The sequence below is a fragment of the Flavobacterium sp. JLP genome (genome assembly GCF_015350755.1).
Lineage (GTDB): Bacteria > Bacteroidota > Bacteroidia > Flavobacteriales > Flavobacteriaceae > Flavobacterium.
This window is the reverse complement of record NZ_JADKPS010000005.1, coordinates 156,355-174,971: the sequence shown is the minus strand read 5'-3', so window position 1 is coordinate 174,971 and position 18,617 is coordinate 156,355. Positions and strand designations below refer to the sequence as shown.

General features: G+C 33.3%; 18 protein-coding genes. 9 read left to right on the top strand and 9 right to left on the bottom strand.

What is annotated here, in order from left to right:
- Positions 1 to 173: 173 nt before the first annotated feature.
- The gene (locus IRZ83_RS13865) at positions 174 to 575 is read right to left on the bottom strand and encodes a hypothetical protein (protein WP_194569613.1); all 402 of its coding nucleotides are present in this window, start codon (positions 573 to 575) and stop codon (positions 174 to 176) included.
- A gap of 22 nt (positions 576 to 597) precedes the next feature.
- Positions 598 to 747 (bottom strand): hypothetical protein, encoded by a 150-nt coding sequence (locus IRZ83_RS13860; protein WP_194569611.1) that lies wholly within the window; start codon positions 745 to 747, stop codon positions 598 to 600.
- A gap of 327 nt (positions 748 to 1,074) precedes the next feature.
- Here IRZ83_RS13860 and IRZ83_RS13855 point away from each other — a divergent pair, with 327 nt between their 5' ends.
- The 5 genes from IRZ83_RS13855 (at position 1,075) to IRZ83_RS13835 (ending at position 6,136) form a co-directional block, all read left to right on the top strand.
- Positions 1,075 to 1,731, top strand: coding sequence for a DUF6766 family protein (locus tag IRZ83_RS13855; protein ID WP_194569609.1), 657 nt, complete (start codon positions 1,075 to 1,077; stop codon positions 1,729 to 1,731).
- 284 nt (positions 1,732 to 2,015) lie between these two features.
- Entirely contained in the window at positions 2,016 to 2,627 is a 612-nt protein-coding gene (locus IRZ83_RS13850) for a biliverdin-producing heme oxygenase (RefSeq protein ID WP_194569607.1), read from the top strand.
- Positions 2,617 to 4,890, top strand: a complete 2,274-nt coding sequence (locus IRZ83_RS13845; RefSeq protein ID WP_194569605.1) for an ATP-binding protein — start codon at positions 2,617 to 2,619, stop codon at positions 4,888 to 4,890. The genes IRZ83_RS13850 and IRZ83_RS13845 overlap by 11 nt, the downstream gene beginning before the upstream one ends.
- Positions 4,891 to 5,239: 349 nt before the next feature.
- Positions 5,240 to 5,518 carry a hypothetical protein gene (locus IRZ83_RS13840; RefSeq protein WP_228515181.1) on the top strand — a complete coding sequence of 93 codons (279 nt, stop codon included), beginning with the start codon at positions 5,240 to 5,242 and terminating at the stop codon, positions 5,516 to 5,518.
- 231 nt (positions 5,519 to 5,749) lie between these two features.
- Entirely contained in the window at positions 5,750 to 6,136 is a 387-nt protein-coding gene (locus IRZ83_RS13835; RefSeq protein ID WP_194569601.1) for a helix-turn-helix transcriptional regulator, read from the top strand.
- A gap of 72 nt (positions 6,137 to 6,208) precedes the next feature.
- On the opposite strand, the gene IRZ83_RS13830 is transcribed toward IRZ83_RS13835, so the two are convergent.
- The 7 genes from IRZ83_RS13830 to IRZ83_RS13800 form a co-directional block, all read right to left on the bottom strand.
- The gene (locus tag IRZ83_RS13830; RefSeq protein ID WP_194569599.1) at positions 6,209 to 6,529 is read right to left on the bottom strand and encodes a MazG-like protein; all 321 of its coding nucleotides are present in this window, start codon (positions 6,527 to 6,529) and stop codon (positions 6,209 to 6,211) included.
- A 3-nt stretch (positions 6,530 to 6,532) separates the two neighbouring features.
- The gene (locus IRZ83_RS13825) at positions 6,533 to 7,447 is read right to left on the bottom strand and encodes a helix-turn-helix domain-containing protein (RefSeq protein ID WP_194569597.1); all 915 of its coding nucleotides are present in this window, start codon (positions 7,445 to 7,447) and stop codon (positions 6,533 to 6,535) included.
- A gap of 26 nt (positions 7,448 to 7,473) precedes the next feature.
- Complete coding sequence (locus IRZ83_RS13820) at positions 7,474 to 7,779, bottom strand: hypothetical protein (protein ID WP_194569595.1); 306 nt, start codon at positions 7,777 to 7,779, stop codon at positions 7,474 to 7,476.
- 12 nt (positions 7,780 to 7,791) lie between these two features.
- A complete protein-coding gene (locus IRZ83_RS13815) occupies positions 7,792 to 8,598 on the bottom strand; it encodes an SDR family oxidoreductase (protein ID WP_194569593.1) in 807 nt (268 codons plus the stop codon).
- 139 nt (positions 8,599 to 8,737) lie between these two features.
- The gene (locus IRZ83_RS13810; protein ID WP_194569591.1) at positions 8,738 to 9,304 is read right to left on the bottom strand and encodes a cysteine hydrolase family protein; all 567 of its coding nucleotides are present in this window, start codon (positions 9,302 to 9,304) and stop codon (positions 8,738 to 8,740) included.
- Positions 9,305 to 9,378: 74 nt separating this feature from the next.
- Positions 9,379 to 10,341, bottom strand: a complete 963-nt coding sequence (locus tag IRZ83_RS13805) for a GlxA family transcriptional regulator (protein WP_194569589.1) — start codon at positions 10,339 to 10,341, stop codon at positions 9,379 to 9,381.
- Between the two features lie 16 nt (positions 10,342 to 10,357).
- Positions 10,358 to 11,251: a dienelactone hydrolase family protein gene (locus IRZ83_RS13800; protein WP_194569587.1), complete on the bottom strand. Its 894-nt coding sequence runs from the start codon at positions 11,249 to 11,251 to the stop codon at positions 10,358 to 10,360.
- Positions 11,252 to 11,423: 172 nt separating this feature from the next.
- On the opposite strand from IRZ83_RS13800, the gene IRZ83_RS13795 reads away from it, so the two are divergent.
- The 4 genes from IRZ83_RS13795 (at position 11,424) to IRZ83_RS13780 (ending at position 18,449) form a co-directional block, all read left to right on the top strand.
- On the top strand, positions 11,424 to 12,650 hold the full coding sequence (locus IRZ83_RS13795) for a PQQ-dependent sugar dehydrogenase (RefSeq protein ID WP_194569586.1): 1,227 nt from the start codon (positions 11,424 to 11,426) through the stop codon (positions 12,648 to 12,650).
- Between the two features lie 239 nt (positions 12,651 to 12,889).
- Positions 12,890 to 13,900, top strand: a complete 1,011-nt coding sequence (locus tag IRZ83_RS13790) for a LacI family DNA-binding transcriptional regulator (protein ID WP_194569584.1) — start codon at positions 12,890 to 12,892, stop codon at positions 13,898 to 13,900.
- 124 nt (positions 13,901 to 14,024) lie between these two features.
- Positions 14,025 to 16,016 (top strand): glycoside hydrolase family 2 protein, encoded by a 1,992-nt coding sequence (locus tag IRZ83_RS13785; protein WP_194569582.1) that lies wholly within the window; start codon positions 14,025 to 14,027, stop codon positions 16,014 to 16,016.
- Between the two features lie 171 nt (positions 16,017 to 16,187).
- The gene (locus IRZ83_RS13780; RefSeq protein WP_194569580.1) at positions 16,188 to 18,449 is read left to right on the top strand and encodes a GH92 family glycosyl hydrolase; all 2,262 of its coding nucleotides are present in this window, start codon (positions 16,188 to 16,190) and stop codon (positions 18,447 to 18,449) included.
- Positions 18,450 to 18,617 lie beyond the last annotated feature (168 nt).

Here is an 18,617-nt window from a genome sequence, read left to right as displayed (position 1 = left end):
TAAATCAATTTTATTCTCTTAAAATCAATAATTTTAAAATTAACCTAATTCAATTTTAGAGTGGTTATATAGTTTTGTTTTTTTGTTATACAATTAAGATGAAAACACCGGAAAATAAAATAACCGTTAAGTAATTAGCTTAACGGTTATTATTTATATTTTGACATAATATTTTAGAATCTATCTGGATTAACACCTGGAAAAGGATCGTGAGAAACTTCGCTTAAGTTTAAATCCTCATCAACGTCATCTAAATCATCGTCGTCTTCTAAATCTTCATCATCAAGATCGCCATCTTCTTCTAAATCATCGTCATCAAATTCATCTGGATCAAGATCATTCGTAATTTGATTTTCTCCATTCAAAACGGGCTCATTTGGAAGATTTTCATTTCTATTGAAGTCATTTGTTTGATGGTTGACATCATCAATAAATTCTTCTTGATTTTGATGGAGATCTTCTTCTTGAATATTTTCATTAGAAGCTCTTTTTTCTTCTTCAATCAAATTCTCTTGATTTTGATTGTTAAAATTCCGATTGTTTTGATCGTAATTTTGGTTGTTTTGTGTTTCCATAATTCAATAGTTTTAGAATTAGTTATTTTTTAGTTGCCGCCGGCTTCTTAGCCTCTTTAGCTTCAGGTTTAGTCTCTCTTTTTGGAGAAGTTTCCTTTTTATCTATTTTTTTGTCTGTAGACTTTGCACCTGATGTTTTAGTGCTGCTGTTTTTTTGATCTTTAGTATTCATGATATTAAGTTTTAATTGTTATGTTACAAATCTACTTCGGAAGGGGAGCTAATGCCTTACAAAAAAAACAAATGTAATTGTATAATTAACAGCACTTTATAATATAAGGTTTCGTTTTAATGATATAACTTTTACATTGTATATGTAGATATTTTTTAAGATTTTATTATTTATGTTATTTTTTCATTATAAGTGTTTAAATGATGTAATCTTTGATCACAATCTTATAAAATATGCATTGTTTTGAGACTTAAATTTGCCTGTCTTGTTGTGGATTTTTTAGTAATAATAGATTGTCCACAAACTCGATCTTTAAAAATCTGAAAAATGAAAAAATTTATATATCAAAATAGTCTGTCGATTGTATTTTTACTGCTTTTTATTGGCGCTTTTATTGGCCAGATTTTTTTTGGTATTGAAGAGTATAACAAGGATCTTCTCGAAAATGGCGGTCATGCCGTTGCAATGAAGGAATATTTAACGACTGGACATTTTATAGAATCAACTTTTGAAAATTGGGAAAGTGAATTTTTGCAAATGGCACTGTTTGTATGGCTTACTATCTTTCTGAGACAAAAAGGTTCTTCAGAATCAAAAGGATTAGATGGAAAAGAGGAAGTCGACCGCGAACCTTCGGCTGAAAGAAAAGGAGCGCCATGGCCTGTGAAAAAAGGCGGACTTTGGCTTAAACTTTATCAAAATTCTTTAACCTTAAGTTTATTTGTTTTATTTTTTGCTTCTTTTGCACTTCACTTTTATGGAAGTTTAAAAGATGAAAATCAAATGAATGTTTTAAAGGGAAGCCCAGAACTTTCTTTTACAGAATATTTATGTGATTCAAGACTTTGGTTTGAATCTTTTCAAAATTGGCAAAGCGAATTTCTTTCTGTATTTGCTATCATAATATTATCTGTTTTTTTACGTCAAAAAGGCTCATCGCAATCTAAGCCAGTCGATGCTCCAGATAGTGAAACAGGTGAATGAATTAATACAAATTTTGTTTGGTATTTTAAATCAATTAGAAATTTTATTCACTAAAAAAGACTACATTTGGCGAGATACGTCAAATTAATTTTAAAAAAAATTGATGTAATGTTAAAGATCCTATAAATTGTTGAAAAACAACTTTCTATAATGTCTTTCTCTAAGCTTAACAATGATATGACTGAAATCCTAACGTTATATTATACGTTTTTCACATTTACTGTATTGCAGTAAATAAGTGGCAAATTGCCCAAAAATAAATTTTTCACTTAGTTAATTATACAATGATTTCAAATTTGGGCTTCCCAACAGATATTGATTTTTTAGATCATCTAAAAAATCATACCGCAAGTGCGCACAAAAAACTCGAAAACCTTTCTGTTTCAAAATCTATACTTTATGCTGATATGAAAATAGGCGAATATTGCCATTATTTATCACTAATGTATGATGTACATAAAAGTACTGAGGATGTTATTTTTCCCTTCTTAAAAGATATTGTTTTCGATTTAAAAGAGAGAGAAAAAACACATTTGATTTATAATGATTTATTATTTTTAAATTTTAACAAAAACGGAAGCAGTATCGTTTTTGAAAATCAAAAAATCACTACTGCATTTGCTCTCGGAATATTATATGTTATTGAAGGATCTTCGCTTGGTGGCCGTTATATCTTAAAAAATGTAGAGACAATTCAGGGATTAGATCAGCAAGAAGGAATTTCGTATTTTACAGGATATGGCAATAAAACAGGCAGTTATTGGAAAAATTTTCTGAATACACTTACGGAGTACCAACAAAAAAATAAATGTGAAAACGAAATTATTGAAGGAGCCGGATATGCTTTTGAATGTATTTACAATCATTTTTTAAATGCATCAAAAAATGAAAATTAAAGATATTGTTAACCGCGATTTAGTCACCTTAACCAATTGCGAGCATGAACCTATTCATATTCCAGGAAGTATTCAGCCACATGGTTTTTTGCTCGGAATTACGCTAGATTGGAAGATTGATTTTTGTACAGGTAATATTTCGTCATTTCTGGACTTAAAACATGATGCCGTTTTAGGACATAAATTCAGTGAACTTTTTGGAAGTGACGCCCAGAAAAAATTATACCACTATCTTCATAACAGCAAACAGCTTGTTTTTCCGCTTGAATTAGAACTTCAGGAAAAATCATTTCAAATAAGCATACATAAAAACGGAAATACTTATATAATAGAAGCAGAACCGCTTTCAACAGGAAAAGAACAGCTTGCCGATATTTATGCACAAACGATTCAGTTTGTGTCTAATATGAATAATACTCGTTCCTTGAAAGAATTATGCGCGCTTGTTGCCGAGGGGACTCGCGAAATAACGGGTTACGATAGAGTTATGATTTACCGTTTTGATGCTGATTATAATGGTGAAATTTATGCAGAAAATTGTCGGGAAGATTTAGAACCATTTTTAGGACTTCATTACCCGCATACAGATATTCCTGTTCAGGCAAGGGAATTGTATATGAAAAACCAAATACGTTTAATTGTAGATATTGGTTACGAACCTGTTCCAATTTTTACAATTGACGACAAAGAAAATAAGAATCTTGATTTGAGTCTTTCTGTGCTTAGGAGTACGTCGCCAATTCATGTCGAATATCTTAAAAATATGGGAGTAGGAGCTACGCTTACAATTTCGCTTATTCATCATGATCGCTTATGGGGGCTTATTGCCTGTCATCATTATTCGGCTAAAAATATTTCTCCCGAAATTAGGCTTGCCGCAAAACTTCAAGGGCAATTTATTACTTCGCAAATCGATTTAAGGCAGTCGAATGATGAATATGAAATTTCGCGTAAAACCAATAAGGCTCTTGAGCGTCTTATGGATTTAAACCTTGTAATGGAACACAAATCTTTTGAACGAATTTGTGCTAATCCTGAATTATTAAAACTTTGCAATGCCAGTGGTGTTTCAATTTGTATTGGAAATACAAAGTATAAAAACGGACTGACACCTTCTGATGAAGAAATAGAAAAGATTATTCAGCAGATACATCTTCATGAATACGGGCAAACATTTTCTACTAATAAGCTTAGTAATTTTGTGCCAGATTTAGTTGATTATAAAGATGTTTCAGGAATAATTTATCACTCTTTAGGCAATGGAAATAATATTATTTGGTATAGGCCTGAAACCGTTGCAGAGATTAACTGGGCCGGAGATCCAGAAAAAGCCATTATAATTGACAGCAACGGACTTCATCCCAGAAATTCATTTAATTTATGGAAACAAATAATTAAGCATCAAAGTAAAATTTGGCTTCAGCCCGAAATAAATGCTGCATCAACTTTTGCACATTCACTTCACAACCAAATTATTATGCTTTTGCTGAGTGAAGAAGAAGAAAAGTATCGCAACCTAAGTGAAGTATTGCGTGAAACCAATTTAGAGCTTGAAAATATTAACTGGATCAGTACGCACGACTTACAGGAACCTTTGCGTAAAATTCAGTTTATTGCCTCAAAAGTACTTTCAGATACGAACGAAATTCCATCTTTGTCAATTATAGATTCTTTACAGCGCGTTACAAAATCAGCCAACAGGATGCAGAATTTGCTGGTAGATATTCTAAAATATACAAGAATAAAAAACACTAAAGAATCTGTTCAAAAGGTGAGCCTGAACAATATTATGGAAGAAACCATAATAGAAATGAGAGATATCATTTTTGAAAATAAAGCTACGGTCAAATTCGAAAATTTGCCTGAAGTCCATGCTGTTCCGTTTTTAATGAAACAGCTTTTTTCTAATATTATGCAAAACTCATTAAAATATGCTTCACTAGAAAGACTTCCTGAGATTCATATCACGGCATCACAAAAGCCGGAGATCAATAAATATTCTAATAAGGTATATTGTCACTGGATCAGTTTTTCTGACAACGGAATTGGTTTTGAACAGGAATACGCCGAATCGATTTTTAAAATATTTACGCGATTGCATACACTCGAAAAATATGACGGTTCAGGAGTTGGGTTAGCATTGTGCAAAAAAATAATGCAGACTAGCCACGGAAATATTCGGGCATTTGGAAAATTAAATAAAGGAACTGAAATTATACTTTACTTTCCGTGTGATCCATCAGATACGTTAACTATCAATTGATTACATATTTGTAATAAAAAAGTATGAGATATTGTACTGATCAAAAAATGAATATAAGGAATGCTTTACATTTAGTATTGAATTATAACCTATAGTTATATTCTATTATGATAAATGTAAGAAAAAAAAGAAGTTATTGCGTAATATTGCATTTAAGAGTTGTTTTACTTACAAGTATTGCAAATTCCTCAAACAAATTCCTAAATCGTTTTACCTACTTATTATGTTCATTACAATTACCTCTAATCAAGTCCAATTTCGCTATGGTAAAAATCGTTGGCAATATGCTTTTGACGAAATAGACGAACTCGGAATAGTAAGAAGAAAGAAAACTTACTTTCTTGTTAATATGTTGTTTATTATCGTTACTGCTATCGCGTATTACAGTATGATTTTTACTCGCATACCTGATTTGTATTATATTATTCCAACATTATTATGTTATACTGTTTTAATAATCTTAAGGTTTCATGATAATGTAGAATTTGAATATTCTGTTTTAGTTCGAGATTGTTTTCAGCACGAAATAAAAATAAAAATTAAAGCCGCAGATCGTAATATTATAGGCAAGCAAATAGATCAATACCTAAACTTACAGTTTGATCGAATGGTAAAGAGAACAGCCTAACATTTTTAAAAACTTCCAATGTCATTATCCGGAATTCCCTCATACGATTTAGCATGTATTGCCATTGCTGTCGTGTATGGATTTATAATTACTACAAAGAAAAAATAACAATAAAGCTACTTCATTAACCTGCTAATGAAGTAGTTTAGCATGCATTAAAATTTGGTCTAGCTGCAATACAAAAAATGGTATTCGGCTGTGTCAGCTATTCCTTATCTCCAAATAAAAAATATGGCCACTTCAATCAAAAACAAAATCAAAAGTATCAGAGAACTAAAGAATTACACTCAGGAATATATGGCAGAACAACTCGGGGTAACCCAAGCAGGTTATAGTAAAATTGAAAAAGGAAAAACGATTTTATCCTATGTAAAATTGGTAGAAATTGCTCGTATTTTAGAAGTCAGTGTAGAAGATATAATAAGTTTTGACAGTGAGCGTTATTTCAGCAGTTTTAATAAGGTAATTGGAAACAACAACGGCAGTATTTTGATTAATACCGAAAATACTTCAACATTAAAATTACTTTATGAAGATAAAATAATACTTTTAGAAAAACTTTTAAGTAAAACAGAAGCAGAATTGGAGCGTTATAAAGACAAGTTTGGGGAACTTTGAAGTTTTAAAATTAAGCCTTTTTACAAACGAGCCGTATGATCAACAGCTCGTTTGATTAATATAGTAGTACTATTAGCCTAACAATTTTTCAGTTTTCGAAAGAAATTTTTCAGTTGCTTCTTCGATGTCAAGATCCATACGGGCAGCCAAAACAGTGAGCCACCAAATTGATTCGCCTAATTTATGTTCTAATTCTTCTTTAGTATTTTCTTTTGGCCATCTGCCTTGTTGTGACATGGCGTGGCGTCCTACTAAACCTGCGTCTGTAAGAAAAGCTAAAGCATCTTCTTCAACAGTCCATTGACTTCCATGATGTGCGAGTTCTAATTTGTGATAAGCATCTCTTATTTTTACAGAGCGTTGTTTCAATTGTTCAAAATCTATTTTTGGCATAATTTAGTTTTTATGAAATGATTCCTGAAACGCGACAGGAGTAAGGCTTGTTTTTTTCTTGAATAATTTATTGAAAGATTGCGGATGCTCAAATCCTAATTTATAAGCAATTTCAGAAATTGATAAAGTTCCTGTTGCAATATATTCTTTTGCTTTTTCGATTAATTTATCATGAATAAATTGCTGGGTATTTTGCCCGTTGCTATTTCGCAGTAAATCGCTCAAATATCTTGGCGAAAGCTGGAGTTCATTGGCTATAAACTGAACAGTTGGCAAACCATTTTCAATTGTTTTTTCAGTATTAAAATAATCTTCCAGCAAGATTTCTAATTTACTGATAACATCATGATTAATAGCTTTTCTAGTCAAAAATTGGCGGTTGTAAAAGCGATTGCTGTAATTCAGTAAAAGCTCGATCTGAGATAGGATAACATCTTGGCTGAAACCATCGATACGTTCGTTTAGTTCCTTCTGAATACTGTGAAAAACACCTAAAATGGTTTCTTTTTCACTTTCAGATAAATACAAAGCTTCAGCAGCCGAATAACCAAAAAAGCCATATTGCTTGATTTTAGTATTTAAAGAATAAGGACGAATAAAATCAGGATGAATGTGCAATGACATGCCACTGTAATCTGCTTCTTCATCTTGCATGCGTAAAATTTGTCCAGGCGAAATAAATGACATGCCGCCTTCTTCAAAATCATAAAAGCCATGTCCGTATCTAAGTTTTCCAGAGAAATGTGTTTTGAAAGAAATCTTATAGAAATTTAAAATAATACCTTGTTCATAATCTTTTGGATCAAAAACGGCTTCACCATAATTCAAAATACCAATTAAGGGATGCGATGGCTTAGGCTGTCCCATAGCTTTATGCAGTTCTGAAAGTGAATCAAATATTTTAGGCTGTTTTTTCATAATTATATATTGAACTGCTTTGGTTTTTACAAACTTACGAAATGTTGTACAGCTGCGATATTCCAGCTTACAGTGCTTTGGTCAATCATACCATGAACGATAGAATCGCTTAATTCGCTCATCAACTTATGCATGGCATCGGTTCCGTCTTCTACGCTGTCCCAAATCAGGATATCGTAAACGATACCTTTTTTTAATTCCGAAATATTTCTGGAACGAAATCCCTTTTGGCGTTTCAAAAATGCATCTACTTCTTTGTTGGCTTCAATAAATTGTGCAACGGTACAACCATTCAGTTTAAAGGTAGTCAATTCTATAGCTTGATTTTTCATCTGTGATTAGTTTTAAAAAGTAAACATTTCTTTAATTTTCTGAACTTGATTTTCAGTTCCCAATTCTATTCTTTCATTGTACAATGCATTCGCATCATTTCCTGCTACGTATCGCAACTGTCTTTTATTGTCTGTTGCTGCTTCGTAAATAATTTGAGCAACATCTTCTACTTTTGAATAATTTGCGATTTGTTCAGCACTATAGCCTTTGCTTACTTCTGCTGTCAGTTTTTCATAGGCCTTGTGCTGGCCAACTTCCATAGAACGAATAGCAAAATCAGTCTGCATACCGCCCGGTGCAACTACTTTTACTTGAATACCAAATTGTGCCAGTTCATAAGCCATACTTTCTGAAAAACCATCTACAGCAAATTTAGTTGCACTGTAAATAGAACACGTCGGAAAACCAATCAATCCAAAAGTTGAGCTGATATTTAAAAAAATACCACTTTTTTTCTCACGAAAATGTGCTGTAAATGCTTTTGAAACTCTAATTACACCAAGTAAATTAGTGGCAATCTGACGTTGAATTTGTTCATCAGTTAAAGATTCTAAAGCACCAATTAATCCGTATCCGGCATTGTTCATGACAACATCAACCGTATAATTTTCAGTAACTTTTTGTACAGTAGAATTAATTTGTTCTGAATCAGAAACGTCTAACGGAAGAATTATTACATTTTCTAAATTTTGTAATTCAGTTTCTTTTTCAGGATTTCGCATTGTTGCAATAACTTGCCATCCTTTATTCTGAAATAATTGAGCTGTTGCTTTTCCTAATCCTGATGAAGCGCCTGTAATGAAAATTGTCTTTTGCATTTTTTTATTGTTTAAAATTATAATGCAAAATTCAGCCGAAATGTAAAAAGTAATTTAGTCTTTTTGGTTGTTGTATAAGCCAAAATGACGAAAGTTGCTTTATTTCCAAAAAAATAGAAATTTCAAATGTCTTTTATTTTTATACCAATTCGAGCAATTTCTCAGTATTGATAACTTTTGCAAATTCCTTATTTAAACTCGCCAAAGCAGTTTGATGCATTAACTCGGAATCAAATTTTTCTCCATTTATTCCAATTCTGTCAAATGTAGCCGTTGCATCTGCAATTACGAAATTTTCATAACCCAAATTTCCGGCCATTCTGGTTGTTGTAGAAACACAGTGATTGGTAGTTAATCCAAAAATTACCAGATTTGTAATTCCTTGTTCGTCCAATTTTTCTTTTAAATCAGTTCCAATAAAAGCGCTGTTTACATTTTTGACGATAATGGGTTCGCCTTTAATTGGTTTTACTTCATCTTTTATTTCAAAGCCGGGATTTGATTCGTGCAATTTAGAATTAGGATGAATCGAACTGTGAACAATATGGAAAATAGGTAATTTAAGTATTCTCCATTTTTCCAGAATTTGAGCCATCTTGGTTTCAGCATCTTTATTGTTTCGATTACCGCCCCAAAAGGCTTCCTCATTAAAACCTTTTTGAACATCAATTATAAGCAAGGCGGGATTTTTGTCTCTAAGTTTCATTTGTATCTTTTTGATTATTAGGTTACAAATGTACTTTGGCAATTATTATAGAAAAAGGACAAACGATAGTCGTTTTAAGCCAGCATATTTTTAATTGCAGTTGGCAGTAGATCAATTTGATCATCTAGAATAACTCTTAATTGTTTAGACGTCTTATAACCACACAAATGCGCAATGTGTTCTATTTTATAATCAGAATTAGCGAGCAGGCTTTTGGCTTTTTCAATTCTTAATTTTGTTCTGTATGCGGCAATTGTAACGCCAGTTTCTTTCTTGAAAATCCGAGTCAGAGTTCGCGGACTCACATAAACCAAATCGGCTAAAAAGTCAATGGTTGATGTTTTTTCTAAATTGTAAATAATCCAATCCTGAATGGTATGAATTTTTTCATCGCGATGGTTTCGATTTTGAAGATAAACGCTCTCCTGTTCATCGGTTCCGTTTCTTCTTTTGTAAACTACAAGCTCTTTGGCAATGGCAGTTGCGGTATCTTTTCCGTGTTTTTCTTCAATTAAAAATAAGGCCAAATCGATTCCTGTTACAATTCCGGCGCTGGTATAAATGTTGTCAGATTTGGTAAATAAAGTATTTTTTTGAGGTTTTAAAAGCGGAAAATCTTTTTCTAATTTCGAAATAAGTTTCCAGTGTGTGGTACATTCTTTATGGTCTAAAAGTCCAGATTTAGCAAGCAGAAATGCGCCGGTACAAATACTGCAAATGGAGGTTTGATTTTTATTTGCCTGATGAAGCCATTCAAAAAACAACGGTTCATCTTTGAGATTCATTAATTGATGTGTACTGAATCCGGAAACAATAATAAAATCATTTTTTTGTGGCGCCGTTTCCGTAAAATCAATGAGAGAAGAAAGTGCTAAACCCGAATTAGAAATAACGGAAGATACAGTGCTGACAAATTTCAGTTCATAATTCAAACCTAAATTATTGGCTTCCTGAAACACTTCTACAACACCGCTTAAATCCAGTAAACTGACTTCTTTCGGAATATAAAAATAAACCGTTGCTTTTAATTTTGTCATTTATGAAAGTGTCTTCTTATTTCTTTTTTAATTTCTGTTTAAAAAAATCTATAGTTCTTGTCCATGATAAAGTTGCGGCGGCTTCGTCGTATCTTGGCGTGGTATTGTTATGAAAGCCGTGATTTACATTCGGATAAAAATAAGCCGTATTTTCGACTTTGTTTTTGTTCAATACTTCCTGAAAAGCGGGCCATCCCTCGTTTACGCGCGTATCCAAACCTGCGTAATGCAAAAGTAATGGTGTTGTTATTTTTTCAGCCTCTTCTTTTGTCGGCTGTCCACCATAATATGGAACGGCTGCTGCCAAAGTTGGAATTTTAACTGCCATCATATTCGAAATCCATCCACCAAAACAAAATCCGACGACGCCAACATAACCGTTGCAGTCCTTATGTGATTTCAGATATTCATAAGCGGCAATAAAATCTTCCAGCATTTCTTCGCGTGTACGTTTTTTTTGCAATTCACGTCCAGCATCGTCATTTCCCGGATAACCGCCTAATGGCGATAAAGCGTCTGGTGCAAGGGTAATGAAGCCTTCAATAGCAGCTCTTCTTCCAACATCTTCAATATACGGATTAAGGCCTCGATTTTCATGAACAACAATAATTCCAGGCAGTTTTTTTTTGGTTTCAGATGGTTGTGATAAAAGTCCTTTTATGCTCCCGCCTCCTTTTGGAGAATCATAATTTATGTAGCCTGTTTTTAATCTCGGATCTGTTGGTGGTACTAAAATACTGTCTACATAATTTGGCGTCATAAAACTCAAAAGTGATGGAAGAGTAAGTGTTCCTACCGCAAAAATGGATAATTTTTCAATAAATATTCTCCTGTCTATTTTGTTGTGAGCGTAATCATCATACAGATCAAATACCTCTTGACTGATATCTTCTTTGGTTAATTTTTCCATAGTTTTTAGTTTTGGAAACTAAATTAATAAATAAAACGTTTACTTTAAATAAAGCTTTTTAAATATCAGTTAATTCTGTAAAAAGTTTAAATAATTATATAAATTCTTATGAATTTAATTATAGAAATTTACGCTGACCAAACTATATACTATTAATTTAAATTGTCAAATGATGAAAAATACAACCTACATTATTACACTTTCGACGGCATTATTCACGCTTTTTAGCTGTTCAAATGATAAAGACAGTCCAGCAGATCCGGGAACAAAAACAGATCCGGTAGAAACTACTGCACCAAATACAACATATACTCCAGCATTTGCAGGACAAACTCGTGCTAGTGGTGTACAGACAAATACCAGTTATGAAGCAAAAATTATAACAAGTACGTTAGCAGCTCCTTGGGGAGTAAAAAGTCTTCCAGACGGCCGACTTTTGGTTACAGAAAAATCAGGACAATTGCGTATTGTAACTACAGCAGGTGTTGTTAGTGCAGCGATTACAGGTGTTCCGGCAGTTAACGCTGCAGGGCAGGGCGGTTTGCTAGGTTTGTGTTTAGATCCAGAATTTGCATCAAATAAAATGATATATTGGGTTTTCTCTGAAGCTACAACAGGCGGAAATAATACGGCTGTTGCCAAAGGAAAGCTTTCAGCTGACGAAAAAACAATTGAAGGAGCAACAGTAATTTATCGTGCAAAACCTGCTAACCCTAGTGATTTGCATTATGGAGGAAGAATTCTTTTTGATAAAACAGGAAATTTAATTGTAAGCACAGGAGAACGCTCTGTATTAGAAACTAGACCATTGGCACAATCAGTTGCATCTGGCCTTGGAAAAGTTATCAGAATTACAAAAGACGGACAGCCAGCATCTGGTAATCCAACTTTTACTGGAACGGGAGCATTGCCAGAATTATATACTATTGGACATAGAAATCCGCAGGGACTGGCGCTTCATCCTGTTACAGGCGAAATATGGCAGAGTGAGCACGGACCAAGAGGAGGTGATGAAATTAATCGCCTAAAAGCCGGTTCTAATTACGGATGGCCAACAATTACTTACGGAATCGAATATAGCGGACAAAAAGTAGGAGCAGGAATTACACAACAAGATGGATTAGAACAGCCGGTTTATTATTGGGATCCTGTAGTGTCGCCAAGCGGTATGACTTTCTATACCGGAAATAGAGTTCCAGAATGGGAAAATAACCTATTTATTAGCGCTTTAAGTGGTATGCATATTGTGCGTCTTGCTTTTCAAAATAATAAAGTTGTTGGCGAAGAAAGACTTCTTGCTTCAGAAAGTCAGCGATTTAGAGATATTACACAGGGAAGTGATGGTGCTTTATATGCTGTAACAGATCAAGGAAGACTGTACAAGATTGATAAAAAATAATATCCTAAATCTTTATAAAATATGAAACGCTGTTGAAATTTCAACAGCGTTTTTTTTTATTGAAAATTTTAGTAAACAAGATATACTCTTATAATACTCTGAATTACTGATAATAATATCATTTTTTAACTCCAAAAATACGATATATATAATAATAACATTTGTAAAATCGTTTTAGTATCTATTTTTATATATATTTGTGATATATTTAATAACTGTTTAAAAACATTAGCCTACAGATGAAAAAGATTACCATTAAGGATATTGCTACAGAAGCTAAAGTATCTATATCTACAGTATCTTTTGTTATCAATGATAAAGGCGAGAAAATGGGCATTAGTGCTGGAGTTATTAAAAAAGTACAGGAAGTTGCAGAAAAACTAAATTATAGGCCAAGTATGATTGCAACCAGTTTAAGAACTGGAAAAACAAGATCAATTGGACTTATAGTTGAAGATATTTCGAATCAGTTCTTTGCAGAACTTGCACGAGTAATTGAAGACGAAGCAAAAAATATCGACTACAGAGTGTTTTATTGCAGTACAGGTGATGATGACGAACGTTCTGCAGAATTAATTCACAGTCTGTTGCAAGCTAATGTTGATGGTTTTATTATAACGCCAACTCAAAATCTTGAAGACAAAATTGATCTTCTTTTAAAGTTGAAAAAACCAGTTGTTTTAGTCGACCGTTATTTTCCCGGGCAAAGAGTAAGTCATGTGGTGATGGATAATTATGAAGCCGCAAATTCAGCTACTAAATTTTTACTGAATAAAGACCGTAAACACATTGCAGTTGTCAATAATAAATCTGAAATGATTCAGATGAAACTGCGAGAAGACGGCTATAGAGATGCTTTAAAAGAAGAAGGAGTTTACAATGAAGCCCTTGTTCTTCATATGGATTATCATAGCAGTGAAGAAACTAGAATTGCCGAAATTATGAGCTTCTTTAAAAAAAATCCGAAGATTGATGCGGTTTTATTTTTAGCAAATTATATGGGACTTGCAGGATTACAAGCTTTTAGAGTTATGGGAATTAGTATTCCTAAAGACATTTCAGTAATTAGTTTTGATGATCATGACAGTTTTAAATTGCATACGCCAACAATAACTGTTATTGCGCAACCGATTGAGGATATTGCAATTAAGTCTATACAATTATTAATGAGTCAGATGACGGATATGAAAACATTTGATGTAGAGAAAAGTCTCAAAAAAGGAAAGCTGATTGTTAGAGAATCAGTTTGATTAAAATAACAGAAAAACGAATCATTTTTTTTAGTTATTTTACTAAATCGTTTTAGGTTCATTAGACGACTTGGATATAAATCTATTTAAGAATTAGAAAACATGCTTTTGCAGTAAATTTAAAATGGAATACAAAAAAAGCTTTTATCGGCTTATTGTTATTAGTCTCGTGAGTTTTTCATTTGCAGGCAATGCACAAAATATGGATTTAAAAATCGGCTGGCAGTACCGCGAAACTAAAACTGAAAAATGGTTTCCTGCTGTAGTTCCCGGTGAGATTCATACCGATTTGCTGCGCAATAAAATAATACCAGATCCTTTTTATCGCGACAACGAAAAAAAGCTGCAATGGATTGAAAAGAAAGACTGGGAATATAAAACTACTTTTCATGTAACTCCAGCAATATTAAAAAAGAAAAATAGCGAATTAGTTTTTGATGGATTAGATACTTACGCAACGGTTTATCTAAACAATCAATTGATTTTAAAAGCTGATAATATGTTTCGTCAATGGAAAGTTGATGTGAAAAAGATATTAAAATCAGGAAATAACGATTTGGTAGTAGTTTTTAAATCGGCACAAAATGTAGTCGATTCATTGGCCAAAAAAGATCTTCCTTTTATAATTCCTGACAATCCGCGTGCCTATGTGCGTAAAGCACAATATCATTTTGGCTGGGATTGGGGACCAAAATTTACCACTTGCGGAATTTGGAAAACACCGCGACTTGAATTCTATGACCAAAAAACTCCTGAAAAGCCTTATGTTTTAGATCGCAAAATCGAACTGGTACAACAACCGGATGAACTTGGCAAATCTTTTTATTTTAAAATTGACGGAAAACCGGTTTACATGAAAGGCGCCAATTATATTCCGTCAGATGCATTTCTATCAAGAGTAACCAAAAAAGAATACGAAAAAGTAATCGGAATGGCGAAAGATGCCAATATGAATATGCTTCGTGTTTGGGGTGGTGGCGTTTACGAAGATGATTATTTCTACGATTTATGCGATAAAAACGGCATTTATGTATGGCAGGACTTTATGTTTGCCGGAACAATGATACCGGGAGATGACGCATTTTTTGACAACGTAAAAAAAGAAGTTCAGTATCAGGTAAAACGCCTGCGTCATCATAAGAGTATTGTTTTGTGGTGCGGCAATAATGAGGGAGATGAAGCTTTTAAAAGTTGGGGATGGCAAAAAAGCATGAAAATGTCCAAACAAGATTCGACTCGTTTATGGCACGATTATGTTCGTTTGTTTCAGGATAGTATTCCAAAATGGGTTAAGGAAGTTGATAACAAACGTCCTTATATTAGTTCATCACCATTATTTCACTGGTCGAGAAAGGCAAGTATTAACGAAGGCGACAGTCATTATTGGGGAACTTGGTGGGGATTGGAAGATGTAGAAAAAGTTCAGGAAAAAACAGGCCGTTTTGTGAGCGAATACGGAATGCAGGCGATGCCTAATTATTCTTCTGTAGAAGCTTTTACTTTACCAGAAGACCGGTATTTATATTCTGATATTCTGCAGGCCCATCAAAAAGCCGGAAAAGGATTTCTTAAATTAGACTCTTATTTGAATCGCTATTTCATTGATTCAACCAAAATAAAGAAAATGAACGTTGAGGATTATACATACCTTACACAATGTCTTCAATATTACGCTCTTAAAAATATTATTGGAATTCACCGTTCTAAAGTGCCTTATAATATGGGAACTTTAGTTTGGCAGCTAAATGATTGCTGGCCAGTCGCAAGCTGGAGCGTAACAGATTATTATGACCGTCAGCCCAAAGCAGCCTGGTACGCGATGAAAGAAGCGTATCGGGATGATAAAACTCCTGAAATAGATCTGACACGTCCGATAAATTTAAGATTAGAAGATCCAAATATAACTTGGGAAGTAAAAAGAAATAAAGTAGTTTTAAAAGCATCAAAATTTGCAAAATATGTAAATGTCTCCATAAAAGGATATACTGGAAAATGGAGTGATAACTATTTCGATTTAAAAGCAGGAGAAGAAAAAACAATCAATTTTGAAGGGAAAATAATGAAGCCAGAGCTGAAAGTTTATTCTCTTTATGAGGTTTTGAAAAAATATAATTAAAGGTTCAAAGAGACAAAGGGACAAAGTAACAAAGGATGAACGGAAAAAAAACTTTGCGGACCTTGCGTAAATCCTTGCGCTCTTTGCGGTCAAATAAAAATAGTTGCGTAAATCAGTGAAACCCGTTTCATACATAGGGAATTACGCAAATTCAAATAAAAAACAAATAAAATGGTTACAAAATTCAGGCACATCGTTTTTTTAGTACTTATGCTGAGTAATTTAGCAGCAATTTCACAGGAGAAGAAGGTAAAAACAACTAGTTCAGATTATACCCAATATGTAAATCCTTTTATTGGATCTGCAGGTCATGGACACGTATTTGTTGGCGCTAATGTTCCGTTTGGAGCAGTTCAGTTAGGGCCCGTAAATATATTTGAAGGCTGGGATTGGTGCAGCGGTTATAATTATGCAAGCAACACCATTTTAGGATTTACGCATACACATTTAAGCGGAACCGGAATTGGGGATTTAAATGATATTCTCTTGTTGCCTGTTTCCGGAAAAGTGCCTTTGTTTAAAGGAACAAAAGAAGATATGGTAAACGGTTACGGCTCTTATTTTTCTCATGAAAATGAAGTAAGCAAACCAGGCTATTACAGTGTTTTACTTGATAAATACAAAATCAAAGCGGAGTTAACAGCCAGCGAAAGAGTTGGTTTTCATAAATATACTTTTAATTCAGCCAATGATAATCACGTTTTGTTAGATCTTGCTGATGGAATTGGATGGGATAAACCGGTAAAAACTTTTATCAAAAAATCAAATGAAACCACACTTGTAGGTTATCGTTTTTCGGCAGGCTGGGCGGCAGATCAACGTGTTTATTTTGCTATCGAATTTTCTGAACCAATTTCAAAATTAGCATTATATGATGATAAAACAGCTGTAAATGGTAATGAAGGAGAAGGTTTAAAAATGAAAGCCATTCTGAATTTTGCAACAAAAAACAAACAAGTTTTAGTGAAAGTCGGAATTTCTCCGGTAAGTTCTGAAAATGCTGCAGCAAATATTAAAGCTGAAATTCCGAATTGGGATTTTGACCAAATCGTAAAAACAGCGACTTCAAAATGGAACAAAGAATTAAATAAAATTCAGATTAAAGCAGACGATAAAACAATGAAAGTTTTTTATACTTCATTGTATCACACCATGTTTGCGCCTTCTATTTTTAATGATGCAAACGGAGATTACAGAGGAACAGATAAAAAAGTATACGAAAAAGCAAATTTCACCAACTATACAACTTTCTCACTTTGGGATACTTATCGTGGTTTACATCCTTTGTACACGATAACACAGCCTGAAAAAATTAATGATATTGTAAAGTCATTTTTAGCGATTTACGAACAGCAGGGAAGATTACCGGTTTGGCATTTAATGGGCAATGAAACCAATACCATGAACGGAAATCACTCGATCGCTGTTATTGTCGATGCTTATTTAAAAGGATATCGTGATTATGATACAGCTTTAGCTTATGAAGCGATCAAAAAAACAGCCATGCAAACGCGTGACGGAATGGATTATGTTCAGAAATTAGAATATATTCCTGCAGATAAATTACTGGAATCTGTTGGTAACGCTTTAGAATATGCAATTGATGATTATTGTGTTGCTCAAATGGCAAAATCTTTAGGCAAAACAGAAGATTATAATTACTTCACCAAAAGAGCCAATTTGTATAAGTTGTATTTTGATAAAGAAACAACTTTCATGAGAGGGAAATTAACTGATGGAAATTGGAGAACACCTTTAAACCCGCTTTCATCTGCGCATCGTAAAGACGATTATGTTGAAGGAAATGCTTGGCAATATACTTGGTTAGTTCCTCAGGATCCGTACGGTTTAATTGAATTGTTTGGAAGTGAAAAGAAATTTTTAGACAAATTAGATTCTCTTTTCTTAATTACAGATAAAGTTGAAGGCGAGGAAGTTTCTCCGGATATCAGCGGATTAATTGGCCAATATGCGCAAGGAAACGAGCCAAATCATCATATTCCATATCTTTATGCTTTTGCTGGACAGCCGTGGAAAACCGCAAAATTAATTCGCGAAATCGATGATAAATTCTATTCTGTAAAACCAGACGGATTGTGCGGTAATGAAGATTTAGGACAAATGTCGGCTTGGTATGTTTTGTCTTCAATGGGATTTTATTCGGTTAATCCGGCAAACGGAGTTTATGTTTTTGGAAGTCCGTTAGTAAATGAAGCAACAATTCATCATAAAGAAGGTATTTCTTTTACAGTAAAAGCAATTGACAATAGTAAAACTAATATTTACATTCAAAAAGCAGAATACAACGGAAAACCTTATACAAAATCATACATCACACAGGAAATGATTGTAAAAGGAGGAGAGTTGAAATTGTTTATGGGAAGCAAACCATCGACAACTTTTGGAGTTAAGAAAGCAGACAGACCGATTTAAATTTTAGATTTTAGTCCCGAAGTCTCGGGATAGATTTAGATTTAAGGAATCGGAGCTTTAAGTTTTCCTAAAAGGTTTTTAAACCTGTTAGGTATAGATTTACATTTTACAAACAAATATATTAATACCTAAAAGTTTTAGAAAAAACTGTTAGGATAATAAAACAGA